Source organism: Lentilactobacillus parafarraginis DSM 18390 = JCM 14109 (assembly GCF_001435895.1).
Classification (GTDB): domain Bacteria; phylum Bacillota; class Bacilli; order Lactobacillales; family Lactobacillaceae; genus Lentilactobacillus; species Lentilactobacillus parafarraginis.
The window spans coordinates 25559-50414 of sequence record NZ_AZFZ01000008.1 but is presented as its reverse complement, the minus strand read 5'-3'; the positions used below and the strand labels follow the sequence as shown (position 1 = coordinate 50414).

The following is a 24856-nucleotide window of genomic DNA, read 5'->3' as shown; positions in this document are numbered from 1 at the left end:
ACAAATGATTGATTCAAAGATTCAGGAACAATTTGATGATGCCAAAAAGATTGTCTTTCTAACGGGAGCCGGGGTTTCAACAGCTTCCGGGATTCCGGATTACCGGTCGAAAAACGGTTTGTATACCAATGATAAAACCGACAAACCGGCTGAATACTATTTGAGTACTGACTGCCTGCACGATGAGCCGAAAGTATTTTATGAATACGAAAAGTCGAATATGTATTATCCGGATGCCAAGCCAAACGTCATTCATGAGCGTCAGGCTGAGTTTACCCAAAAGCGGGATGCGATGGTTGTGACGCAAAATATTGACAGTTTGTACCGAAAGGCCAACACCAAAAATCTGGTTGAATTTCACGGGAACTTATACAACGTATATTGCCAGAAGTGCCGGAAAAAGGTGGATTACCGGGAGTATTTGAAGAGTATGTATCATCGTAATTGCGGTGGCGTACTGCGTCCGGACATTGTGCTGTATGGTGAAGGGCTCAATCCAAGCGCCATTTCACAAAGCGTTAAAGCCGTTTCGGATGCTGATTTGATCGTGATTGTTGGCACGTCAATGCGGGTTTATCCGTTTGCCGGCTTAATTGACTATCGATCAGCAAACGCGAAGGTATTAGCAGTTAACGAAGAACAGCTTAGCTTCTCATTTCCGTTTACAATGATTAAAGAAAATGCGGTTGACTTCTTTAAGGATCTTAAGGTTAACGCTTAGACAACCGATGATGTCAGGGGGCAGCAGGGTGATTACAATTGGATTAACGACGTTTTCAGAGCATCCGGCATTGATCGATCACGCCAAACGAAAAGTGCGGCTGACCGAGTACAGCGCCCATTTCCCGGTTGTCGAACTTGATACGCCCTTCTATGCGGTGCCTAAGGTTGACGTGATTACCCATTGGCAGCAGCAGGTTCCTGACGGTTTCCAGTTCATCCTGAAAGCCAACCAGGTCATGACCATGCACGATCAGGGAAGCGGGGATCCGGTCGGAAACGAACAACGGCTGGCGGTGTTCAATGAATATAAGCGGGCCGTTTCCCCGCTTATGGCTGCCGGCCAGTTGAAAGCGGTCCTGTTTCAATTTCCACCGTATTTTGCAAGAAAGGTGGCGACGATCGAATACCTTCGACGGATCAGTCTCTTGATGGCCGGGTATCCGGTTGCCATTGAGTTTCGCAATCCTTCGTGGTATGGCAAGGAGATTACCCGTGACGTGGCCGGTTTTCTCAAGGAATTGGGTCTGGGAATGGTGGTCGTCGACGAACCGCATACCACCAACATGGGCGTGCCGTTTGAGCCAATTGCGACGAATCCGGATTTGTGTATGCTCCGACTGCATGGCCGAAACGTTAAGGGGTGGACCGACACGACGGGGGATTGGCGGGGGAAGCGAACCCTATATCGCTACTCCCACGATGAACTGGTTAGTTTTAAAGAAACGGTTTTAAATCTGCAAAAGAGCAGTCGGGAAGTTTGCGTGATCTTCAATAATAATGCCGGTCGGGATGCGGCTGACAACGCTTTGGAGCTGCAAAAACTGCTGGGGCTGTCATTTAATGATCTTTCCCCCCTGCAGCTTGACTTATTTTAAGATGGTTGGTAAATAACGGTTCCGGCAAAATAACAGTTTTGTCGCGTGCTATTATTTGCTATACTTGACGTATTATTATCAATCATCATTGATGAATTCGATTGGAAAAGAGGTACTTTCATGGCAGAAAGTAAACCAACATTTTATATCACAACACCTATTTATTATCCCTCAGGAAGATTACATATTGGTAATTCCTACACGACAATTGCCTGTGATGCCGTCGCCCGGTACAAGCGTGCGATGGGCTACGACGTCTTCTTTTTGACGGGAACTGACGAACACGGCCTCAAAATTGAACAGAAGGCCGAACAGCTTAAAATGACGCCCCAAGCCTACGTTGACAAGATGGCAACCGGGATTAAAGCACTCTGGAAAAAATTGGAAATTTCCAATACCAAGTTTATTCGCACGACGGATGATTACCATGAGAAAGCCGTTGCTGATATTTTTCAACAATTGCAGGATCAAGGAGACATCTATCTCGGCGAGTACACTGGCTGGTACTCAGTTTCTGATGAAGAGTACTTCACCGAAAGTCAGCTTGCCGAAGTCTATCGTGACGATAACGGGAAGGTTATCGGCGGTAAGGCTCCCAGCGGCCACGAGGTTCAATTGGTTCATGAACAATCCTACTTTTTCAAAATGAGTAAGTATGCCGACTGGCTGCTTCAATACTATAAGGATCATCCTGATTTCATTCAGCCGGCAACCCGCATGAATGAAATGATCAAGAACTTTATTGAACCCGGGCTGGAAGACTTGGCGGTATCCCGGACAACCTTTCATTGGGGGGTGCCGGTTAAGTCGGATCCCAAGCACGTGGTGTATGTTTGGATCGATGCGCTGACCAACTATATCACCGCCCTGGGCTATGATGGTCAGGATAACAGTAACTTTAAGAAGTACTGGCCGGCCAACGTTCAGATGGTTGGTAAGGAAATTGTCCGGTTCCACACGATTTATTGGCCAATTATTTTGCACGCGTTGGGATTGCCATTGCCGAAAACGGTTTACGGGCACGGTTGGCTGCTCATGAAGAACGGTAAGATGTCCAAATCAAAGGGCAACGTGATTTATCCGGAAACGCTGATGGACCGTTATGGGTTGGACGCATTGCGGTACTATTTGCTGCGGGCAATGCCTTACGCCAACGATGGGATTTTTACTCCGGAAGACTTTGTTGACCGGGTTAACTTTGACTTGGCCAATGATCTTGGCAACTTGTTGAATCGAACCGTATCGATGATTAACAAGTATGAAGATGGCGTTATTCCAACTTATCAAGCCGGTGTCACGGAGTTTGATGCGGCGTTGGAAGAGACTGCCGCCACAGCGGTGAGTGAATTTAAATCAGCCATGGACAGTTTGCACTTTTCAGACGCTTTATCTGCCGTTTGGAAGTTGGTGGCTCAAAGTAACAAGTACATTGATCAGACCGAGCCATGGGTTCTCGCAAAGAACCCCGAGGATAAGCAAAAGCTTGCCGCCGTCATGGCCCATTTAGCAGCTAGTTTGCGGGTGATTGCCGAATTGATTAGTCCGGTTATGACCCACGCGCCAAAGGAAATATTTGCCCAGTTGGGCTTGGATGAACCGATTGATATTAAGCATCTTGACATCGCGGACCTGCCGGCTGGCGCCAAAACGGTCGCCAAGGGAACCCCAATTTTTCCACGGGTCGACGTTGAAGAAGAAGTTAACTTTATCAAGAATAAAATGACCGTTAACACCAAAGCAAAGGGCCGTTCAGCAATGAAGGCCGCTGCTGAGAAGAATTTTGATCCCGAAGAGACCAACTTGAAATTGACGAAAAAGCCGGTTCGCTTTGAAGCGTTTGAAAAGATTGAATTAAAGGTGGCCGAAGTTCTGGACGTTCAAAAGGTTGAGGGCGCCGATAAACTACTTCAGTTCCGGTTGGATGCTGGGGATGATGGTGACCGGCAGATTCTGTCCGGAATCGCCAAATGGTATCCAAATCATCAAGACCTTGTCGGCAAAAAAGTGATCATCGTTTCCAATCTGAAGCCCAGAAAGATGCGCGGTCAGGTCAGCCAAGGCATGCTGCTGTCCGTTGAGCACAAGGACGGCCGGGTTGAATTGGTCACAGTCGATTCACATTTGGAAAACGGATTAACTTTGGAATAGCAATCAATGGGCTGAATTTCTCATTTTTCAAGTGAGAAGAATCCAGTCCGTTTTTTGTTATCCGGGGTGACTGACAGTGAGGAAAACACGAATGAAAATTTTTGATTCACACACACATTTAAATGATGATCACCTCTACCCTGAAGCCGATCACTATAACCGCCACGCCAAACAGCTGGGCGTCGTTAAGCTAGCTAACGTTGGCTCCAATCAGGTGTTGAACGACCGCTCGTTAGCGCTGGCTGCCCAGTATGATAATATGTACTCAATTATTGGCTGGCATCCAGAAGATTCGATTCATTTTCATGATGACCAAGAAGCATTACTAATTGAGCAGCTCCAGCGGCCAAAGGTGATTGCGCTCGGAGAAATTGGTCTGGATTACCATCAGACAACGTCACCGCGGGCAGTTCAAAAGCGCGTGTTTGCCAAGCAGATTGATATTGCCAAGCAGTTACACCTACCGATATCGGTTCATAATCGGGACGCGTTTGAGGACACCTACGCGATTTTAAAAGACATGGATGTTCGCGACATTCGTGGCGTGATGCACAGTTTTAACGGTGACAGTGAGTGGTTAAAAAAGTTTTTGGACTTGGGCATGCTGGTATCCTACAGCGGGGTTGCGTCATTTAAGAAGACTAAGGAAGTCCATGAGGCCGTTGTCAACACGCCGTTTGACAGCATGCTGGTGGAAACTGATGCCCCGTATTTGGCACCCGAACCCTTGCGCGGCAGGCAGAACGAACCCGCTTATACGCTTTACACGGTTGAGGCGCTGGCGCGGTTTTGTGATGTGAATCCGGACGTGATTGCGGCCAATACCTATCGCAACGCCCTGAAATTATTTGGAATTGAGGATTAAATGAAAAAGATTAAAGAAGTGATCGTCGTTGAAGGTAAGGACGACACCAAACAGCTTTTAAGAGCGGTTGATGCTGACACCATTGAAACTAGGGGGTCGGCGATTCCCGAAGAAACCATGACGCTCATCAAGCAATTAGCAAAAACTCGGGGAATTATCGTGTTCACCGATCCCGATTTTTCTGGTGAGAAAATTCGCAAGGCAATTTCGGCAGAAGTTCCCAATGCCAAGCACGCCTTTATCACCAAGAAGCAGGGGGTCCCAAGACGTTCCGAGGGGTCACTGGGCGTCGAGCATGCGAGTGTTGCCGCAATTCAAGAGGCTCTTCGCCACGTCTATACTGAAGATGATGATGCCGAAGAATTAATTAGTCGCGACACCCTGATGGAAAACGGTCTAATGGGAAATCCAGATGCGAAGCGGCGGCGCGAGCAATTGGGAGAATTATTAGGAATTGGTTATGTGAATGGCAAGCAGCTTCAGCACCGGTTGCGGATGTTTGGCATCACCAAGGATCAGTTTCAAGCTGCTGTAAAGAAAATTGATGGAGATGTTGATCATGAATGATTATCCAGAAATCGCGTCACCGACTCGGACTCAGGCAATTTTAAACCGGTACCATTTATCGGCGAAAAAGAGCCTTGGCCAGAATTTTTTGACGGATTTAAATATCTTAAAAAAGATTGTTGAAGCCGCTGACCTTACCAGAAATGACAATGTGATTGAAATCGGCCCGGGGATCGGCGGGTTGACCGAGCAATTGGCGAAGGCTGCCAACCGGGTGTTGGGATTTGAAATTGACCAAAACCTGTTACCGGTGTTGGCCGAAACGCTGGCGCCGTACGACAATGTTGAGATTGTGAATCAGGATATTTTAAAGGCGAATTTGCCGGAAATCGTCGAATCAAAATTCAAGGCTAGCCATCCCCTCAAGGTAGTTGCGAATTTACCGTACTACATTACAACGCCAATTGTGATGGACTTATTGGCTAATCCGGTGGCGTTTGTTGCGATTGTTGTGATGATGCAAAAGGAAGTGGCCGATCGACTGGATGCAAAACCCGGAACCAAGCCATACGGATCACTCTCAGTGATTGTTCAGCAGCAAAATAACGTTGACATTGCGTTTACCGTTCCCAAAACGGCTTTTATTCCCCAGCCAAAGGTCGATTCTGCTATCGTAAAGTTAACCCCGAAGAAGAATATGGGCGTTGAACCATTTGATCGCAAAAAATTTGTTGGCTTTGTTCGGGGATGTTTCATGCATCAGCGTAAGACACTTTGGAATAATTTGCTGGGGATTTTTGGTAAGGACGCTGACGTGAAGGAACAAATCCAAACAACGCTGGATCAATTAGGGATTCGGGCGGCAAATCGACCGGAACAACTGCGCGTTGACCAGTTCGTTGCCCTTACTAATGCGTTTCATGAAGGTGACTTAATTTAGTTGATAAAAGACCAATTTTTGGTTGTCAGATAAAGTGATTTGTGATATAATTTGCGGTTTTATTACTTTTATGGTATAATGCCTTATCGTGAGGTGAGACGCATGCCAATTACTTTGTCTGTGATCAAACACAGGATGGACGATCATATTGGTCAGCATGTTCTTGTTACTTCTCAAATTGGTCGTCGTAAAACGACCAAACGGCACGGAATTTTGAGGGAAACATTCCCAGCTGTTTTCATTGTGGAGCTTGATCCCGGTAAATCCAGTTTCGAGCGGGTTTCGTACAGTTATACGGATATTTTAACGAAGAATATTGCAGTGAATTTTGATGACGAGCAAGTCGATTAATGTGAATACCGATTGTCTAGGGGGACGGATGCAATTTGAAGTTGCGTTTGGCCTTTTTTTCTAGGCCCTTTTTTATTTTTTTGGTGATTATTCACCAACACCTGACAATTGGGTAATTATTTAGTATAATTTTGTTATTAATTTATCTTGAACGAAAGTGACGTTTCGAAAATATCAGCGGGCTTCACAGCAAAATGGGCTGTTGGCATTGCCCGGCCGCTTACTTTGATAAGAAGCAGCGGTGGAAGAGGGGTTTAGAGTGAAACTGATTGTCCGAGCACCTGCAAAACTAAATCTGAGTTTGGACGCGCCCTTTACCCACTCTGATGGCACGATTGAATGGCGGATGGTGATGACGTCAATTGGCCTTAGCGACTTTGTGCAGATTGAAACCAATTCGTCAAACACCATCAAGGTGACTTCTGACAGTGGTTTTTTACCAGGGGATAGCCGCAATTTAGCGTATAAAGCCGCTGAAATCTTTTTGGAAAAAACGGGGATTGACACCGGGCTTGTAATCTCAATCGAGAAGCATATTCCGGTGGCTGCCGGATTGGGTGGCGGTTCATCAGACGCGGCCGCGGTTTTTCGGGCGCTCAATGATATTTTCGAAACTCATCTCTCGTTGGACCAGCTGGCGAAGATGGGCCTTGCCGTGGATTCTGACGTGCCATATTGTATTTATGGCGACACGGCGTTGGTAAGTGGCCGGGGTGAGGTGATTACCCCGCTGCAAAAATTGCCGAAAATGTGGTTTGTGCTGGCTAAGCCCAACGTCAGCGTTTCGACGCCCCGGGTGCTGCGAAAACTTTTGAAAACGCCAATCAGTCACCCGCGCACCGACGAACTATTAAGGGGAATTGCCGAACAGGATTACACGAAAATTGTGACAAACTTAGGTAATGCGCTCGAGGCAATTTCAATGGCCGAGCATCCTCAGATTTTGACCCTAAAGCAGCGGTTGTTGAAGTACGGCTGTGACGGGTCACAAATGAGTGGGAGCGGGCCCACCGTTTTTGGCATTTGTCGCACCGAATCGCGGGCAAAACGGGTATATAACAGTCTGTCAGGCTTCTGCAATGAGGTGTACCTGACGCAGGTCGCTTGTGAACGGATTCATCAATCATAGGCAAATTAAACACTGAATTGCTTAAAAACTCTAAATTTTGTTTAAGCAATTCTTTTTCTTTTGTTTTGGATTGCAATCAAATCCGGACTCATTTAAGGTATAATAGTAATAATTACTTTTTACATTTTGGAGGTAGCAGTTTTGAGTGATATTTTAATCTCTTGTGAAAACTTATCGTTGAGCTTTCCGAATCACCAGGTCCTATCAGATCTAAGCTTCCAGCTTCACCGGGGTGATTTCTTAGGCGTTATTGGTGAAAACGGGGTCGGAAAGACCACCCTTGTTCGATTGATCTTGAAACAGCTGCGGCCCTCTGGCGGCCACATTCGTTTGGCGCCGGGGCTTAAAATTGGCTACGTTCCCCAATTTCGAAATATTGACGTTGAGTATCCCTTATCAATTCGCGATTTTATTGGGCTTAGCTTCACTGGCTTGAAACTTCCGTGGCTCTCTGGTAAGGAAAAAAACCGGGTTAATGAAGTGATGAAAAGTGTCGGCCTTACCGAAATTGCCGATCGACCGCTGGGATTGGCCTCAGGCGGTGAGAAACAAAAGGCCTATTTGGCCCAAGCCCTGATTAACCATCCAGACCTGTTGATTCTGGATGAATCAACCGCTAGCCTGGATCCCAGCACGAAAAAGGAGTTATTGGACGTGGTGCTGAGACTGAACAATCAGTTAGGATTGACAATTTTGTTTGTTTCCCACGACATGCAATTGATTCGCGAGTACCCTAAGCACTATCTGTGGTTACAGAAAGATCACTATGAAACTGGCAAAATCCAGGATCTACCAGAAGGGGCAGAGGAGGGCTTGTATGTTTAGTTTTGAATTCATGCAAAATGCTTACTTGGCGGGAACATTAATTGCCATCGTTAGTGGAATCATGGGTGTTTTTGTCATTGCCAGAAACATGCCCTTTATGACCCACTCGTTGTCTGAAATTGGCTTCGCTGGTGCGGCATTTGGCATTTTTGTTGGCTGGACGCCGTTAAATGGTATGCTGACGTTTACCACAATTAGTTCAATTTTGGTTGGTAAATTAAGCGGACGGGTTCAATCCAGACGGGAAGCCGTGATTAGTGCAATTTCTGGCTTCTTTATTGGGTTGGGGATTTTATTTCTATCACTTTCAAATAAGAATTCCAGTTACGCGACAAATATATTGTTCGGCAGCGTCATTGGTATCAGCCGCCAAGATGTGTTGCAAATGGTGATTTTGTCAGTCATTGTGCTGTTAATTCTGTTAGTGATATTTCGAAATCTCAAGGATGATTCGTTTGATCCGGTCGGCGCACAAACCAACCATGTGCACAGTGCCACAATTTCAATTATTTTTCTGATCATTTTGGCCTTTAGTGTCAGTGTTGCCGCCCAAATTGTCGGCTCACTGCTGATCTTTGTGTTGCTGACGCTGCCAGCTGCCAGCGCCAAGTATTTCACGCACACCGTCATTAAAATGATGGGGCTGGGAATTGGGTTTGCCCTGTTTGGGGTTTGGTTTGGCCTTTACTTGGGGTATGTGACCAACTGGCCGGTGACATTCTTTATCGCCACCATTGAGGCCGCGATTTACGCGCTGTCATTAGGGTATAATTATTTACGGAGTCAAACCGAGTAATCGGCCAATAAATCCTAAGAAATTGATGTGATTTTCGTAAAATTCCCCAAAATCCGAACATTTATGATAAAATCAAATAGATAATGCATAAACCAGAGGTGGGAGAATTGAAAGTACGAAGAAGTGATCGACTGATCGATATGACCAGATATTTGTTGGAGCGCCCGCATACGCTAGTGCCCTTAACATTTTTTGCGGAACGGTATGATTCTGCAAAGTCATCAATTAGCGAAGATTTAACGATATTAAAACGAACATTCCAAGCGCGGGGGACTGGGCTGCTGGAAACCATTCCAGGAGCAGCCGGGGGAACCCGCTTTTTGCCTTACATCTTGAAAGAAGAGGCTAACCAGGTGGTGGAAACGCTGATTAACCAGATGTCATCAAATACCCGGTATCTGCCGGGAGGATACGTCTATATGTCCGATTTGCTTGGTAATCCAGCAACGCTGCGTCAAATTGGCCGGATCTTTGCGACCCAGTATTTAAATCAAGACGTTGACGCTGTCATGACAATCGCGACAAAGGGCGTACCGATCGCCCAGAGCGTCGCCGACTTTTTAAACGTGCCATTCGTCATTGTTCGCCATGACACCGAAATCACTGAGGGATCAACCGTTAACGTCAACTATGTTTCTGGCTCTTCGACACGGATTGAAAAAATGTCTTTGTCAAAACGAAGCTTAAAACCCGACTCAAACGTTCTGATCGTGGATGACTATATGCGCGGTGGCGGCACCATTGGCGGCATGATGTCTATGGTTGACGAATTTGACGCGAATTTAATCGGCGTTGGGGTGGTTGCTGAAAGCACTGCGCCTGGCGGCCGAGCAGTTAAGGATTATACGTCCTTAATGCGGGTGGACGCTGAAAATGACACGGTTATTTCCAAGCCGGGAAACTATTTGGAAAAAATCTTTAATTAACTTGTTTTTACTGAGGAGAGTTTAGAATGGCAACAAAAAATACGATCATATTAGCCGCTGGCAAGGGTACGCGGATGAAATCCAAACTATATAAGGTTCTTCACCGGCTTTGCGGTAAAACGATGGTTGATCACGTGTTGACGCAGGTTGAAAAGGCCGATATGGATAACATTATTACCATTGTGGGCTTTGGTGCCGATGCGGTTCGCAACAATATTGGGAACCGAACCCAGTATGCGGTTCAGGAAAAGCAGCTGGGAACCGGACACGCGGTCCTGCAGGCTGAAAAATTGCTGGGAAACCTTGATGGGATGACGATGGTCGTTAGTGGTGATACCCCGCTCTTAACCGCGCACACTTTCGAAAATTTATTCACCTATCACCGAAATAAGAAGGCTAAGGCAACTATCCTGACGTCCAACGCGCCTGATCCAACTGGCTATGGTCGAATTGTTCGCAATGATTTAGGAATTGTTGAAAAAATTGTTGAACAAAAGGACGCCACGAAAGAAGAGCAGGCAATCCACGAGATTAATACCGGCGTTTATGTATTTGATAATCAGGCCCTTTTTCAAGCACTGCATCAAATTAACAATCAGAACGCCCAGGGCGAGTATTACCTAACCGACGTCATTGAGGTCTTGAAATCCGAGGGCGAGACCATTGCAGCTTACAAAATGGCTGACTTTGATGAATCGATGGGCGTTAACGACCGGGTTGCCCTTGCACGAGCGACTAAAATTATGCAGGCAAGAATTAATCGCCAGCACATGATGGATGGCATTTCAATGATTGACCCGGAACGAACTTACATTGATGCTGACGTTAAAATCGGCTCAGATACGATTCTTGAACCCGGTGTTCAATTAAAGGGAACCACCACGATTGGCAGTGATTGTTACATCGGCGCGAATTCGGAAATTCGCGATTCAACCATTCATGACCACGTTACCGTCACGTCCTCACTGATTGAAGAATCCGAAATGGCCGATTATTCTGATATTGGGCCCAACAGTCATCTGCGGCCAAACGCGGTGATTGGTGAGCACGTCCACCTTGGCAACTTTGTTGAGGTTAAAAAGGCATCAATTGGCGCCGGAACAAAGGTCGGTCATTTGACCTATGTTGGTAACGCCAAGCTGGGTAAGAACATTAACGTTGGCTGTGGGGTCGTATTTGTGAACTACGACGGTGCCAAGAAGCATGAGACGGTCGTTGGTGATGATTCCTTTGTCGGCAGTAATTCCAACCTGATTGCACCGCTTCAAGTTGCTGATCACTCATTTATTGCCGCCGGATCAACCATTAACCGCCAAGTCAATCAATATGACATGGCCATTGCGCGGTCTCGTCAAACCAATAAACCGGGTTATTTCAAGAAATTACCATATCAGAAGGATTAATGGTCATTTTTCAATCGAAAACATTGTATAATTAAGATATAAAATAACAATTGGAGGATCATATGGCTCGGCAATATTTTGATTCTAAACTGAAAATCTTTGCACTGAATTCTAATCGGCCGCTGGCTGAAAAGATTGCTCAGACTGTCGGCGTTGCCCTTGGGAAGACTTCTGTTGATCGTTTTAGTGATGGTGAAATTCGCATTAATATCGAGGAAAGTATTCGTGGCGACAACATTTTTATCATCCAGTCCACATCGTCACCCGTTAACGATAACCTCATGGAACTGTTAATCATGATTGACGCGCTTCGGCGGGCCAGTGCGGGGACCATTAACGTTGTGATTCCTTACTATGGCTACGCTCGTCAGGATCGCAAAGCCCGTTCGCGGGAACCAATTACCGCAAAGCTTGTGGCCAACATGCTCCAAAAGGATGGTGCGGATCGGGTTGTTACGCTTGATTTACACGCTGCCCAGATTCAAGGGTTCTTTGATATTCCCGTCGACCATTTGATGGGCGCCCCGTTATTGGCCGATCACTTCATTAAAGAAGGATTCGGGTCAACTGACGTGGTTGTTTCACCTGATCACGGGGGTGTTTCGCGGGCTCGGGCATTGGCTGAATTTTTAAAGGCCCCAATTGCAATTATTGATAAGCGGCGGCCAAAGGCCAACGTTGCCGAGATCATGAACATCATTGGCGACGTATCTGGTAAACGCTGCTTGATGATTGATGACATGATCGATACCGCGGGCACCATTACGCTCGGTGCTCAGGCACTGATTGATGCTGGCGCCAAAGAGGTCTATGCTTGCTGTACCCATCCGGTCTTGTCTGGTCCAGCGATTGAACGAATTGCCAAATCACCAATTAAGCAGTTAGTGGTCACTGACACAATTCAGTTGCCGGAGGACAAACACATTGATAAAATCCAGCAGGTTTCAGTCGGCCCTCTGATTGGTGATGCCATTAAGCGGATTAACGAAAACAAACCAGTTAGCCCACTGTTTAATAACCGATTTCGTGGTGAAAATGACTAATGAAGGCCGTTGTTAAGCGATATCCGGTGGCAACTGGGATTGGATTGATCATTATGATTAACCTGATCTTTGTTGGGTTAAGAATGCCGCTAATGGCAGTGGGGAATCTTGACTTTCTTGCTGGCCTGTTCCTGTTGGTTTTGGCTTCAATCTTTATCGTGGGTTCCGGCCATCTGTTTACCGGCTGGCGTTTTTCGGTCCGCAAGAAGACCGATTTGGAAGCCGAAAACGACCCTAAGCATCCCGCTGCCAAGGACGTGGCGTCGATTAAGAATCGGCCAATTACGGTCAATAAGTACGCCCACTTTTGCTTGCTTGTGGGGTTGTTTTTAATCGTTCTGGGAATTGTTTTGACCAGTATCTAACATCAATTTGATTATGAGAAAGGGCCTTGAAATGGTGATTGCCATTCCAAGGCCCTTTAACCAACTGTTCAACGGGCTGATTTAATTAATCCGCTTGCAGAACCCAATGATTAATGGCGTAAGCGACGCCGTCTTCTGCGTTTGTTTTGGTGATTTCCTTTGCCGCGGTTTTAACGGCATCGATGCCGTTACCCATTGCGACGCCAAATCCAGAATATTTGATCATCGTGAGATCGTTTCCCTGGTCACCAATGGCCATGACATTTTCGGCTTTCAACCCCAAGTCCGCTGCTAGATCACGGAGGGCGTTTCCCTTATTGGCGTTTTTATTCATCATTTCAATAAAGAACGGCTCGCTTTGAACGACGTACAGTTGATCACGGAGCGCTTGCGGGAAATTTGTGTTGGCTTTCGAAATCAGCTTTGGAAAGTCAACCAGCATTGCCTTTGAAATGACCAGATCAGATGGGATTTCTTCTGGCGATCGGAACTTAATGGGCAGGCGCACCAAGTAACTTTCGCCGATACTGTACGGACTCAGGTCGCGATTAAACGCGTAAATGGCGTCCATTGTTTCAAATTGGTAATGAACCCCAAGTTTTCTGGCGATCATTTCGGTCTGCAAAAAATCATCGTACGTGAGGGTTTGGTGGGCGATGACCTTTCCGTCCAAATTTTGGGCCATTGCCCCGTTAAAAGTGATGGCGTACTCGTCAGCTCCGGAGATGTTTAATTGATCCAGGTAGGGTTGAACCCCACTTAGGGGCCGTCCAGTACAGAGGACGACTTTGATGCCGGTCTGACGAGCCTTTGAAATGGCGGTAATCGTTGCTTTTGCCAGCTGGTTATGCTCATTTAGTAGGGTGCCGTCGATGTCAATTGCAATTAGTTTGATAGCCATGCGTGATTTTCTCCTTTATGGGTTTGTTAATTTGCCATTGCGAATGTGACGTTTAAACTCATCATATTCAGGTTCAAAAAGATCAACATTTTCTTGGGGTTGAAGAACTTCCCGTGGGAAGAAGAAGCGGTTGTCACCGGTTTGCTTGTCTGAAATGGCACTGACGATGGGGCTGACGGTGGAAAGATCCACCAGCGAGCCGTCGTCTTGAAGTAATTCAATTTGTTTTTTACCCGGACGGTAAGCGTCATAGGGCAGGTCAAAGCTGTTATCGGTTGCGGTGTAGTATTTGGGATTAAATCCGGATTGCTCGATGATTTTACGTAACTGCGGCAGCTGACGCTTCGTTGATTGATCAAATCGAACCGATTTGAAAGGCTTTCTGTCGATAAAGCGGGTCGCTAAGTTGCTCAAAATGTCGTCTGGATATCGTTTCCAATGGATAAAGTAGGTGTTAAGAACCCCATCGTCGAGTTGGAGATAGTCGTCCAGATCGAAGTCGCCTCTCAAAAATGGCAACAGCATATAGGGAGTTGACGGCCCGTTTTGGGTGTGATCGCTAAAGATGTAGGTGGCTCGGGAAAGCAGCCGGTTTAACACAACTTCCATTGCCCGGGAAACCGGGTGAAAATAAACTTGCTGATACATTTGGAAACGACTGACGATGTAGTCTTCAACGGCGTGCATGCCACTCATCTCAAAGCAGATGTGACCCTTATAGGGGCGCATTACTTCCAAGATACGGGCCAGATCAAAGGTTCCGTACTTGACGCCAGTATTGTAAGCGTCGCGCAGCAGATAATCCATCCTGTCAGCATCCAGTTGACTAGAGATCATTTCAACGACTTGCCGATTGGGGTAGGTCTTATTAATGACACTGGCAACTTCTTGAGGGAAGTCGGGACTGACGCGTCTTAATACCTGATTGATTTCGGTTTTATCGGAAGTGATAATTTCTTGGGTGATTTGTTCGTGATTGGTGCCAAAAATGTGTTCAAAGGTGTGGGAATACGCCCCGTGACCGATGTCATGGAGTAAAGCCGCGCACAGGACCACTAAATCCTGGGAAGAATCCCAAAGCCCGTCTCCCTTGGTAGTGGACGGAAAGTTTTTTTCAAATGATTCAACGATCCGTCTGGCAATTTCGTAAACCCCAAGGGAATGGCCGAAGCGTGAATGTTCGGCCCCATGAAAAATTAGGGAAGTTGTCCCGAGTTGATGAACCCGGCGCAACCGCTGAAATTCCGTGGTATTAATTAAATCTAAAATCACTTGATAATTAACGTATACATAATTGTGAACGGGATCGCGAAAGACCTTTTCCCGCTTGAGCTGTTGATGTGCGTAATCCAACAGGTAAGCCTCCATTGATTTAAATTGTTGGTAACTGATCGTTTCTAAGCTGAATTTTGCGTAATTGTTGTTGAAACAGGGATTTAAAGGATTCAGAACGAGCCAACTGGGCTTGACCGTCCATATCCAAGGAGATGTCCTGCCGACTGACGCTTGTCAAAAATTTTTCTTCGACGGCCGAATTTGTGATTTCTGGGAATCCGAGATCCGCAACCGTTGTCATCACCCCTGGATCAACCTCTGGGAAGTGCCAACGATCTTGAGAATAGGCGTTTCCGGCAGTGTAAAAGTCCGCAACTGTTCGGCTTCTGGCATTCTGGTCGCCATTGACGCTGAGGTAGAGCATCAAAACAATGGCGTTGCGAGTTCTCCGTTGGGCAATGCCAGCGATTTTTTGACCGTTAACGCTCAGATCAAATTTTCCAGGACAGTACGAATTAACGATTTCGTAAGTGGCAATTGTTAGCGTTGGAAAGGTTTGCTTCATTAAATTAGCAATCATTTCGTAAGCTGAATCGACACTATATTCCTGGTTGGGATCGGGAATGAACAGTGAGATGTTTAAAATACCGGGATCACTGATCACTGCAAGGCCGCCGGAATTTCGTAAAAAGTGGTCATATTGATGAGACCGTAAACTGTGAAGGGCGGCGGGCAGATTCGGTAAGTGACGATCATTGATGCCCAGGATGAGTGTTGGTGATTCAGTGGTCCAAAAGTGGATGAACGGCCGACAATAGCGGTCGCAGTATTCCAGAAGGGCGTTGGTATCCGCAAAGCTGTCGAGCTTTTGGGATGGCGCGTACCGTTGTGAAATGACCGTGATTGGATTAGTTGTAAAAGCCATGAAAATCCCCCGTTCTGCTAAATAAACAATACAATTAATTATAACAGAACCCAAGCTCCCGCGGCAGTTTCCAACCGAATTTTGAGGCGGTCTGGAATTGGTGAATGATTGATTATCGATGGCGGCCAGCGTAAAATTGAGGGTAAATAGGATGCACAAATTGGCGGTTGGATATATAATGGTTGGTTAGTACAAGAAGTTTTGAGAGAAGGTGCATGATGGATAATTTAGCAACTGGCGTGCCCGTCCAAATTCATTTGGAAACCAACATGGTTCAAAACGGTGAACAGTCGAATTTCGTGTTCGACGTGACCGGTCAATTGGTCAGAGTGGGCTCGTCAATCTATATTCGTTATAGCGAAGACACTGATGACGGTCAGGTGCCGGTCACAATCAAAATAATGGCCAATGGCGACATTCGCCTTACCCGGTCAGCCGAGAATCGACTGCAGCTATTGTTTTCTGCGGGCAAACGGGTGGCAACCCGTTATCGAACACCATATGGACCGTTGGAAATTCAAACGGTGACGTCTTCACTTGATATGGAGATCCTTAATCAGCCTCTGCGTGGCAATATTAATATTGATTATTTGTTATATGCCGGCAGTGATTTATTGGGTAAGTATAATATTCGATTGCAATTTACAATTTAATCGGGTATAGTAGTTTTTAGACTGTTGAAAGGACGTGTACCAGTTTGGAATTAGAAGTCTTTAAAGGCCAAAACAAAAATGAACTATCGATGATTGAAGTTGCCCACGCGATCTTAGCTAAGCGGGGCGACACGATGCCGTTCGCGGATTTAGCCAACGCGGTACAAAATTATTTAGGCGATAGTAACAAAGAAATACGTGATCGCTTGTCGCAATTCTACACTGATTTAAACGTTGACGGTAGCTTTATTTCACTTGGTGATAATCTTTGGGGCTTACGAACATGGTACCCTTACGAATCAATCGACGAAGCAACTGTTCATGCCGAAGATGAAGATGAGGATCGACCGAAGCGCAAAAAGCGGAAGAAGGTTAACGCCTTTTTAGCTGACGCATCTGACGATGATGATGTGATCGATTACGACGATGACGATCCTGAAGATGACGACGATTTCGACACCGATGATACTGATTCAGACGATGACGATGATGATAGCGAATCAGAAGATCTTGGCAAGTACAACAAAGACCTTCAAGACATCGATGACAACACTGATGATGCTGACGATTCCGATTTACCTGATGGGATCGAAGGCCAGTTGAATGAGTTGGACGATGACGATGATTCGCTTAATGACGACGATGATGACGATGACGAATTTAATTCTAAAAAATAATTGAATCGATGAGTTAGTAATTATTCTTGACTAATTCGTTTAATGTATGTATCATGTTTTTTGGGCTCCTTGAGAAATCAAGGACATCTGAACGATGATAAATGGTTCCCTATTCACGTGGATAGGGAATTTTTTGTTTTTTCATTCCCCGGCAAACACTAAGAGGAGAGGATTATATAATGACCAAATATATATTTGTCACTGGTGGCGTTGTTTCATCTCTGGGTAAAGGCATCGTTGCCGCATCCCTGGGTAGATTGTTAAAAAACAGAGGATTAAATGTCACAATCCAAAAGTTTGATCCGTATATCAACGTGGATCCAGGTACCATGAATCCATACCAACATGGTGAGGTGTTCGTTACCAACGACGGCACTGAAACCGATCTTGACCTTGGCCATTATGAACGTTTCATCGATAATAATCTTAATAAATATTCTAACGTGACAACCGGGAAAATTTATGATGAGGTTCTTAAAAAGGAACGTCATGGTGATTATTTAGGCGCAACCGTTCAGGTTATTCCTCATATTACGGGAATGATTAAGGAAAAAATTATGCGGGCCGCAAAGGTTTCCGATGCCGAAATTGTGATTACCGAAATTGGCGGAACCGTTGGTGATATTGAATCACTGCCATTTTTGGAAGCAATTCGGCAGATGAAGACCGAAGTTGGTGATGAGAACACGTTCTACATTCACACAACGTTGGTACCATATTTGCACGCCGCTCACGAAATGAAGACCAAACCAACTCAGCACAGTGTTAAGGAATTGAGAAGCTTGGGGATTCAACCAAACTTATTGGTTGTTCGTTCTGAAAAGCCAATTACCGATTCAATGCGGAAGAAAATTTCACTTTTCTGTGATGTGAAACCCCAAGCCGTTGTTGAATCTTTGGATGTCCCAACCCTCTACACGATTCCACTGAATTTGCAGAAGCAGGGGATGGACCAACAGATTCTTGATCACTTTGGAATCACTAAACCCGCCGCTGATATGGAAGAGTGGAAGGAACTTGAACATCACGTCCAACATTTGAAGCGCACGATTCATATCACGCTGGTTGGTAAATACGTTGGCCTTCACGATGCCTACATTTCAGTTGCAGAAGCATTAAAGCATGCTGGTTACGTGGTGGACGCTGACATTGATTTGGAAATGTTGGATTCTGAAAAGATCACCCCGGAAAACGTTGACGAGCTGTTAGCTCCTGCTGACGGGATTATTGTCCCTGGTGGTTTTGGTGATCGGGGAATCGAAGGGATGATCACGGCGATTCGCTATGCCCGTGAAAAGGACGTCCCATACCTTGGGGTTTGCCTTGGTATGCAGATGGCCTGCGTTGAGTTTGCCCGGGATGTCCTCGGTGATAAGGACGCCAACTCAACTGAGATGAATCCACGGACTGAACACAACGTGATTGACTTGATGGCCGATCAGGAAGATGTTCATGATATGGGCGGCACCCAGCGTTTGGGCGCTTATCCTTGCAAGCTGAAGCCCGGGAGCGTTGCGGCTGCCGCATATGACGATGCCGACGTCATTTCAGAACGGCACCGTCATCGTTATGAATTCAACAATGCGTACCGGAAAGCCATGGAAGAACATGGCATGGTGATCTCAGGAACTTCACCGGACAATCATCTGGTTGAAGTGGTTGAAATTCCAGCTAACAAGTTCTTTGTGGGTTCTCAATACCATCCAGAATTTATCTCACGGCCAAACCGTCCGGAAGGGTTATTTAAGGCATTCGTTGCCGCTGCAAATAATCAGTATCTTGAAAAAAACGACCAGGAATAAATGATATAAAATTAAACGAAGTGGGGTTGCGGCAAAGATGAATTTGACCGCAATCCCACTTTTTTATATTCAAGTAAAGAAGCGGCCCTCAGGCGATTTTCCGATTCATGAAGCCGCAACCAGCACGGCTGGATCCACTTTGAAATTCTATTGTCCGGCCCGTCTGCATCTAAAACATGGTACACTATTATTGATAGTGTTTAGCCAGAGCCTTGGTAGGAGTATTACAATTTGCATAATTCAACTAGGGGTATTGTATTTTACACACATTTTCTATAATATGTTCCATGACATGAAAAATGTTCGAATGGAAAAAGTGAGGAAAGTTTCGATGAGTAAATTAATAATAAATGGCGGGAACCGCCTATCTGGCGAAGTATCGATCGGCGGCGCTAAAAACAGTACCGTGGCGCTGATCCCGGCTGCCATCCTAGCAGATACCCCGGTCAGATTTGATTCAGTTCCTGATATTCTTGATGTCCACAATTTAATGCTTATTCTAAAATCGATGAACGTCTCATCCACCTTTAGCGGGGATGTGCTCACAATTGATCCGACTAACATTGTGGAGGCACCGCTTCCCAGCAAAGCCATCAAGAGCTTGCGGGCGTCGTATTACTTTATGGGCGCCCTTCTTGGTCGTTTTCAACGGGCGGTGGTGAGTTTTCCTGGCGGTGATAATATTGGGCCTCGCCCGATTGATCAGCATATCAAGGCGTTTAAAGCCCTGGGAGCCGAAGTCAGTGAAAAGGACGGCACGGTTACCATTCAAACCGGCCCGGATGGCCTTCATGGTGCCCAAATCTTCTTAGACATCGTTTCTGTTGGGGCAACGATCAACACAATTCTGGCATCCGTTAAGGTTCCTGGAACGACGGTGATTGGCAATGCTGCCAAGGAACCGGAGATCATTGACATTGCGACTTTCCTGAACAATATGGGGGCAAATATTCGTGGTGCCGGTACCGACGTGATTCGAATTGAAGGTGTGCCAACATTGCAGGCCAAGAACACGCACACCATCATTCCTGATCGAATTGAAGCTGGCACATACTTATCTCTGGCCGCTGCAATGGGCGATGGCGTTCTCATCACCAACATTATTCCTGAACATTTGGAATCGTTTGTTGCAAAGCTCGAAGAAATGGGCTGTGACCTGACGGTTTATGAAGATAGCGTCTACGTGGGCCCATCCCATAATCTCAAGCCAATCCGGATTAAGGTGATGCCATATCCGGGATTTGCGACGGATCTGCAACAGCCCATTACGCCGCTGCTATTTACAGCAACCGGCGAAAGCATCATTATTGACACTATTTATCCCCAGCGGATTAAGCACATCTCTCAGCTCGCCAAGCTTGGCGGCCGCGTTAAGTCTAAGGATACCGATGAAGGCATTATCGTGGTTGATCCCTCACCCAAACTTGTCGGGGCAAAGGTGGATGCCGGCGAAATTCGCGCCGGTGCGTCCCTATTAATTGCGGGGTTAATGGCTAAGGGTACCACCGAAATTTCCCATGCCGAGAATATTCTTCGTGGATACGGGAATTTGGTCGACAAATTAACCGGATTAGGAGCCGATATTAAGCTTACCGTTGAAGACGAAGAAAAGGTTTGAAATTTTATTGTCGCCAATCATGAAGTGTGTTAAACTAATATGGTTGACTAATCGATAATCTCTGAGCCATCACATTGGCCCAGGGCAAAGGAGCGATATATAATGAAAAAAGGAATTCATCCAGATTACCACCAAGTTGTATTTCAAGATTCAAGTACTGGCTTTAAGTTTTTGTCAGGCTCAACTAAGACTTCTGACGAAACGATTGAATGGGAAGATGGCAACACTTATCCATTGATTCGTGTTGAAATTTCATCAGATTCTCACCCATTCTACACGGGTAAGCAGAAGTTTACTCAGGCCGATGGTGCCGTTGATCGTTTCAACAAGAAATACGGCTTCAAAAATAATGACTAGTTCTAATTGCGAGACACTTGGTGCCTCGCTTTTTTTGTTAACAGTGGTTTTTTGGTGAAGGGAATCGCCCCGATCACTTGGAAACGTGATTGAAAGAATCGTGACAACAATTACGGGTCCTCTTATAAGCGGGACTGGCGCTAATTGGTGCTGGTCATGATTTTTCCGAAGACGGCCGCAATCGGCTAAAAAAGCCTCGTTAGACCAGTGGGTGCACTGATTTTACGAGGCTTTATGCATGAGTTGCCAGCAATGGGCATATGCCATTAACGTGCGTGTCGATGGGCATTACCTGGCTGAAGCACTTCTAAGCGTGATTTCTTCTCATTACTTTTGTATTGTTATAAACTAAGATTAGATTCAAAAGGACTAATATTGCTGTCGAAATGAAGACCCCAGCATAGTCAAATTGCGATGCAACAACCGAACCAATCATTGGGCCAGCAACGTTTCCCAATGCCTGAAACGACTGATTCCAGCTAAAGATGCGGCCAGTCACTTCATAGGGGGTGTTTTTAGCTAGGATTGCTTGAACAGCAGGTAACATTGACGCGTTCGCAATTCCAATCAGGAAGCGCAGTCCGATTAATTCCCAGACGTTGGTCACAAAGGCCATTGGAACGTAGACAACAATTGCGAGGACAAACCCGATAATGATAATCCGGTCGGTTCCGATACGATCGCCGAGTTTTCCCAGTAACGGTGCGGCTACGAGGGTGGCAATTCCCGGTACTGCAGCCACCAGACCACTGAAGAAGGTGGTTGCCGGGCTGTTATTCATAATTTGGCGGACATAGAGGGCCAAAATGGGGGCGATTGAATTATTGGCTGCCTGAATAATCATCGTGGTGACGAACATGCCGAAAACCAATTTGGAGTTGGTTAATCGCTTAATTACGCCACGGGTGCTCAGCATCAGCTGCTTTTGAACTGGTTTAAAATCCTCGTGAACGAAGAAAAACGTTAGGATAAAAACTGATAATAATAACATCCCGGTGATGAAAAACGTGACGCGATAGCTGAAAAAAGACGCAAGAATTCCACCAACTAGTGGGCCAAGTAAGGTTCCAGAAACATTTCCGGTCACTAGGGTGCCAAGTGCCTGGCCACTTTTTTCTTTTGGGACCTGCGTTGCAATCAGGGCATTGGCGTTGCTGATGTAACCCGAAAAAACGCCCTGAAGCAGCCGTAAGCCAATCAACTGCCAAACGTTCATTGCCAGCCCCATCAGAAAGAAGACAATCGCCATTCCAGCCGCGGCTCGCACCAGCATTAATTTACGGCCGGTTCGATCGGCTAACTTTCCCCAAAGCGGGGATGCCAAGGCAGTGACCAGGTAGGTTGCGGCAAACGCCAGCCCGCTGTATAGACTTAATTCGTCATGGGAGAAATGCCCCATTGTATCGACGTAAAGGGACAGAAACGGCATGACCTCACTAAACCCGATACCAGCCATGAAAGTTCCGAACCACAGAATTAATAGATTTTTACGCCACGTGTTGGGTTGTGAGCGATTAGTTGCCAAAGAAAAACTCCTCTCGTTGCCGTTGGGCGATTTACCAGAATTTTGGAGGTTGTTATGAAAAAGTCAACCATGAAAAAAATAATTTATAATGGCATCTTTGTGCTGCTACTGGCTGTGGCGCTCGTGATGATTTTTAACCGGCCAATCAAGAACACGGTAATCGATTCCTACAAGCCGAAGATTACCCGCCAGGCCATTGTTAAAGCGCAGCGGCACGTGAAGAATGCGACTAACCACCATCGCCGCCAGCCGGTGAGCTATAACTTTAAAAAAGTAAAGTCGTTGGATTTTCAGACTGCCGTTGCTGCCAGAATGAATACCCGGACAATTCAGCCAGCGGGCCAGATTTTGATCCCCCAATCCGGCATTCACTTGCCAATTGGACTGGGGGTTGCCAATCAGACGCTCGCGCTGGCGGCAGGGACAATGCGACCTGATCAGCGGATGGGTCACGGAAATTATCCCCTCGCCGGTCATCACATGGTCAACCCAAAGATTTTGTTTGGTCCGCTGTACTATAAAACCAAAGTGGGCCAGCAGATTTATCTCACCGATATGAAGCGGGTCTATCAATACCGGGTTTACCGGCGAACGTTCATTGCGGCCACCCGAGTTGACGTTATTAATCAAACTAAACGCCCAATTGTCACTTTAGTAACGTGTGACGCCACTGGAAAGGGGCGCTTGATGATTCGGGGGCGGTTGGTTGCTCAATACCGGTTGAATGCCGCAACGCCAAAAATAAAGCGAGCCTTTTTGCGGCCCGCCAATAATCTATCGTAAATTTGATTTAACGTAATCCAACCACAACGGCAGGGTTTCGGAAAGCTGTCGATAGGTCCGACCAAATTGATGGTCAAACCAAGGGTCAGGGATGTCGGTTCCCTGTTTTCCGGGCACAATGTCGTAACACAGGCGGATCTTTGCTTGATTCGCCTTTCCAGCCATTTGTTTAAGGTAGTCAATATTTTGGCCGTCCATACCGATAATCAGGTCAGCTTTTTCGAAGTCGGCCGGGGTAATGGGACGAGAGACCATTCCTGAATAGTCCAGTCCGTGTTTGTCCATTTCAGCCCGGGCACCCGGGTGGGGCGGATTGCCCTGTTCTTCATCACTGATTCCTGCTGAATCCACGGTGATCTGTTGTTGTAAGTGCGCTTTGGAAACCATCTTTTTAAACATCGCTTCTGCCATTGGTGAGCGGCAAATGTTTCCGAGGCATACGAATAAAATTGTTGTCATTTCAACGACCTCATTATTAATAATAGATTAACTTTAATGATAACAATTATCACCTTCAAGGGCAAACATATCAATTTAAGATAAGTCAAGACAGATAGCCCAAAGCGGAGTACAATGAAAACCGAGAAGATAAGATGGAGAAATGAACGATGAAGGGTAATTTCATATTTTTTAATACAAATCCAATTACAAACATGATTTTGTCGTCCGGAATCACGGCTGCCGATTACATAAACGGGCTGGAGGAATTGCCGGATAATATTATTTTACTTGATAATAGTGATGATGTGGCCAATGGCTACAATTCACATTCCAAGTTCAACTTGGTAAACGGTTCCGGGGAGATTCGCCGTTATCTATTGCGGTCTCCAAACGTCCCCAAAAAGTTCATCGACTTCAACGATGAGGATAGTGTGAACGGACTGTCCCCATACGAAATCGCGGAACTTCTATACTTGGGGCACATGGGAATTCCCATGGGGCGGCCGTTTTCCTCAAAGTTGTTGAATCACTATATATACATTGATTTAAGTGATGGGGCAACGCGGACCTATTACCGCCGGTTTTCAGACTTTAATCACGTTTTAGAAATTGCATTAAAACGTAATTTAAGAGAAACTCACAATACCTTGCGGGTCTTCCTACGGCCACTTGCGATTAAGGATGTTGATAATAAACTGCTCATCAAGTTGATTACACTCGCAAATGATGGTTTGTTTATCGTCTTTGACGCGTTGCGGGAGCGCAACCGGACCTACCACGTTCCGCTTCGAATTTTGAAGGATCCTGACCAGGTATCCATCATTTTAAAGACGAGGGAAATTGAAACAAATACCGATTATATTGGTGATTTGACGTATAATTTACAAAAATCTGAATGGAATTTGGACCTTAATGATCAAACGGCAAGTGTTTAGCCGTTTGATTTTTGTTATAATGGTTCATAGCCGTAATTTAATGGAGAAACTAAATTTAGTACTGGAGC

At 46.0% G+C, this 24856-nt stretch carries 26 protein-coding genes; 21 read left to right on the top strand and 5 right to left on the bottom strand.

The genetic code is table 11. The annotated features are described in order from the left end of the window. Positions 1-4 precede the first annotated feature (4 nt). The 14 genes from FD47_RS03390 to FD47_RS03325 all read left to right on the top strand — a co-directional run bounded on the left by FD47_RS03390 (position 5) and on the right by FD47_RS03325 (position 12896). A complete protein-coding gene (locus tag FD47_RS03390) occupies positions 5-721 on the top strand; it encodes an NAD-dependent protein deacylase (protein ID WP_056980048.1) in 717 nt (238 codons plus the stop codon). A 28-nt stretch (positions 722-749) separates the two neighbouring features. Next, positions 750-1598 carry a DUF72 domain-containing protein gene (locus tag FD47_RS03385; protein ID WP_054732986.1) on the top strand — a complete coding sequence of 283 codons (849 nt, stop codon included), beginning with the start codon at positions 750-752 and terminating at the stop codon, positions 1596-1598. 120 nt (positions 1599-1718) lie between these two features. Next, positions 1719-3746 carry a methionine--tRNA ligase gene (metG, locus tag FD47_RS03380; protein ID WP_054732991.1) on the top strand — a complete coding sequence of 676 codons (2028 nt, stop codon included), beginning with the start codon at positions 1719-1721 and terminating at the stop codon, positions 3744-3746. Between the two features lie 91 nt (positions 3747-3837). After that, the gene (locus FD47_RS03375; RefSeq protein WP_056980047.1) at positions 3838-4611 is read left to right on the top strand and encodes a TatD family hydrolase; all 774 of its coding nucleotides are present in this window, start codon (positions 3838-3840) and stop codon (positions 4609-4611) included. Further along, positions 4612-5178: a ribonuclease M5 gene (rnmV, locus tag FD47_RS03370; protein ID WP_008210630.1), complete on the top strand. Its 567-nt coding sequence runs from the start codon at positions 4612-4614 to the stop codon at positions 5176-5178. Next, positions 5171-6058 carry a 16S rRNA (adenine(1518)-N(6)/adenine(1519)-N(6))-dimethyltransferase RsmA gene (rsmA, locus tag FD47_RS03365; RefSeq protein WP_169790557.1) on the top strand — a complete coding sequence of 296 codons (888 nt, stop codon included), beginning with the start codon at positions 5171-5173 and terminating at the stop codon, positions 6056-6058. The genes rnmV and rsmA overlap by 8 nt, the downstream gene beginning before the upstream one ends. A 102-nt stretch (positions 6059-6160) precedes the next feature. Continuing rightward, the gene (locus tag FD47_RS03360) at positions 6161-6409 is read left to right on the top strand and encodes a Veg family protein (RefSeq protein WP_008210635.1); all 249 of its coding nucleotides are present in this window, start codon (positions 6161-6163) and stop codon (positions 6407-6409) included. A gap of 259 nt (positions 6410-6668) precedes the next feature. Further along, positions 6669-7538 (top strand): 4-(cytidine 5'-diphospho)-2-C-methyl-D-erythritol kinase, encoded by an 870-nt coding sequence (gene ispE / locus FD47_RS03355; protein WP_054732999.1) that lies wholly within the window; start codon positions 6669-6671, stop codon positions 7536-7538. A gap of 141 nt (positions 7539-7679) precedes the next feature. Continuing rightward, on the top strand, positions 7680-8363 hold the full coding sequence (locus tag FD47_RS03350; RefSeq protein ID WP_040537483.1) for a metal ABC transporter ATP-binding protein: 684 nt from the start codon (positions 7680-7682) through the stop codon (positions 8361-8363). Next, the gene (locus tag FD47_RS03345) at positions 8356-9159 is read left to right on the top strand and encodes a metal ABC transporter permease (RefSeq protein WP_008210642.1); all 804 of its coding nucleotides are present in this window, start codon (positions 8356-8358) and stop codon (positions 9157-9159) included. Before FD47_RS03350 ends, FD47_RS03345 begins: the two co-directional genes overlap by 8 nt. Positions 9160-9266: 107 nt before the next feature. Next, a complete protein-coding gene (gene purR, locus FD47_RS03340) occupies positions 9267-10085 on the top strand; it encodes a pur operon repressor (RefSeq protein ID WP_171035034.1) in 819 nt (272 codons plus the stop codon). A gap of 26 nt (positions 10086-10111) precedes the next feature. After that, positions 10112-11488, top strand: coding sequence for a bifunctional UDP-N-acetylglucosamine diphosphorylase/glucosamine-1-phosphate N-acetyltransferase GlmU (glmU, locus tag FD47_RS03335; protein WP_008210646.1), 1377 nt, complete (start codon positions 10112-10114; stop codon positions 11486-11488). Between the two features lie 62 nt (positions 11489-11550). Next, a complete protein-coding gene (locus tag FD47_RS03330) occupies positions 11551-12531 on the top strand; it encodes a ribose-phosphate diphosphokinase (protein WP_054733007.1) in 981 nt (326 codons plus the stop codon). Continuing rightward, positions 12531-12896, top strand: a complete 366-nt coding sequence (locus FD47_RS03325) for a DUF3899 domain-containing protein (RefSeq protein ID WP_054733009.1) — start codon at positions 12531-12533, stop codon at positions 12894-12896. Before FD47_RS03330 ends, FD47_RS03325 begins: the two co-directional genes overlap by 1 nt. 85 nt (positions 12897-12981) lie before the next feature. On the opposite strand, the gene yidA is transcribed toward FD47_RS03325, so the two are convergent. Genes yidA through FD47_RS03310 form a run of 3 tightly spaced genes read right to left on the bottom strand, consistent with a single transcriptional unit; the run spans position 12982 to position 15997 of the window. Beyond that, positions 12982-13797, bottom strand: coding sequence for a sugar-phosphatase (gene yidA / locus FD47_RS03320; RefSeq protein WP_054733012.1), 816 nt, complete (start codon positions 13795-13797; stop codon positions 12982-12984). A gap of 15 nt (positions 13798-13812) precedes the next feature. Then, positions 13813-15150 (bottom strand): HD domain-containing protein, encoded by a 1338-nt coding sequence (locus FD47_RS03315; RefSeq protein ID WP_040537484.1) that lies wholly within the window; start codon positions 15148-15150, stop codon positions 13813-13815. Positions 15151-15169: 19 nt separating this feature from the next. Then, positions 15170-15997, bottom strand: coding sequence for a lipoate--protein ligase family protein (locus tag FD47_RS03310; protein WP_054733024.1), 828 nt, complete (start codon positions 15995-15997; stop codon positions 15170-15172). 218 nt (positions 15998-16215) lie between these two features. On the opposite strand from FD47_RS03310, the gene FD47_RS03305 reads away from it, so the two are divergent. The 5 genes from FD47_RS03305 (at position 16216) to FD47_RS03285 (ending at position 21104) form a co-directional block, all read left to right on the top strand. Beyond that, positions 16216-16650, top strand: coding sequence for a YwiB family protein (locus FD47_RS03305; RefSeq protein ID WP_040537485.1), 435 nt, complete (start codon positions 16216-16218; stop codon positions 16648-16650). A 44-nt stretch (positions 16651-16694) separates the two neighbouring features. Continuing rightward, the gene (gene rpoE / locus FD47_RS03300; protein WP_056980046.1) at positions 16695-17327 is read left to right on the top strand and encodes a DNA-directed RNA polymerase subunit delta; all 633 of its coding nucleotides are present in this window, start codon (positions 16695-16697) and stop codon (positions 17325-17327) included. 179 nt (positions 17328-17506) lie between these two features. Then, the gene (locus FD47_RS03295) at positions 17507-19129 is read left to right on the top strand and encodes a CTP synthase (protein WP_008210657.1); all 1623 of its coding nucleotides are present in this window, start codon (positions 17507-17509) and stop codon (positions 19127-19129) included. A 331-nt stretch (positions 19130-19460) separates the two neighbouring features. Then, the gene (locus FD47_RS03290) at positions 19461-20747 is read left to right on the top strand and encodes a UDP-N-acetylglucosamine 1-carboxyvinyltransferase (RefSeq protein ID WP_056980045.1); all 1287 of its coding nucleotides are present in this window, start codon (positions 19461-19463) and stop codon (positions 20745-20747) included. Between the two features lie 102 nt (positions 20748-20849). Then, entirely contained in the window at positions 20850-21104 is a 255-nt protein-coding gene (locus FD47_RS03285) for a type B 50S ribosomal protein L31 (protein ID WP_008213303.1), read from the top strand. A gap of 307 nt (positions 21105-21411) precedes the next feature. Here FD47_RS03285 and FD47_RS03280 read toward each other — a convergent pair whose 3' ends face one another. Beyond that, complete coding sequence (locus FD47_RS03280; protein WP_054733032.1) at positions 21412-22629, bottom strand: multidrug efflux MFS transporter; 1218 nt, start codon at positions 22627-22629, stop codon at positions 21412-21414. A gap of 54 nt (positions 22630-22683) precedes the next feature. Here FD47_RS03280 and FD47_RS03275 point away from each other — a divergent pair, with 54 nt between their 5' ends. Further along, the gene (locus tag FD47_RS03275; RefSeq protein WP_054733035.1) at positions 22684-23412 is read left to right on the top strand and encodes a class A sortase; all 729 of its coding nucleotides are present in this window, start codon (positions 22684-22686) and stop codon (positions 23410-23412) included. Here the strand turns inward: FD47_RS03275 and FD47_RS03270 are convergent. After that, positions 23404-23871, bottom strand: a complete 468-nt coding sequence (locus FD47_RS03270) for a low molecular weight protein-tyrosine-phosphatase (RefSeq protein ID WP_054733038.1) — start codon at positions 23869-23871, stop codon at positions 23404-23406. The two genes, FD47_RS03275 and FD47_RS03270, sit on opposite strands and share 9 nt — an antisense overlap. A 149-nt stretch (positions 23872-24020) precedes the next feature. Here FD47_RS03270 and FD47_RS03265 point away from each other — a divergent pair, with 149 nt between their 5' ends. Next, positions 24021-24788: a hypothetical protein gene (locus FD47_RS03265; RefSeq protein WP_054733041.1), complete on the top strand. Its 768-nt coding sequence runs from the start codon at positions 24021-24023 to the stop codon at positions 24786-24788. Positions 24789-24856 lie beyond the last annotated feature (68 nt).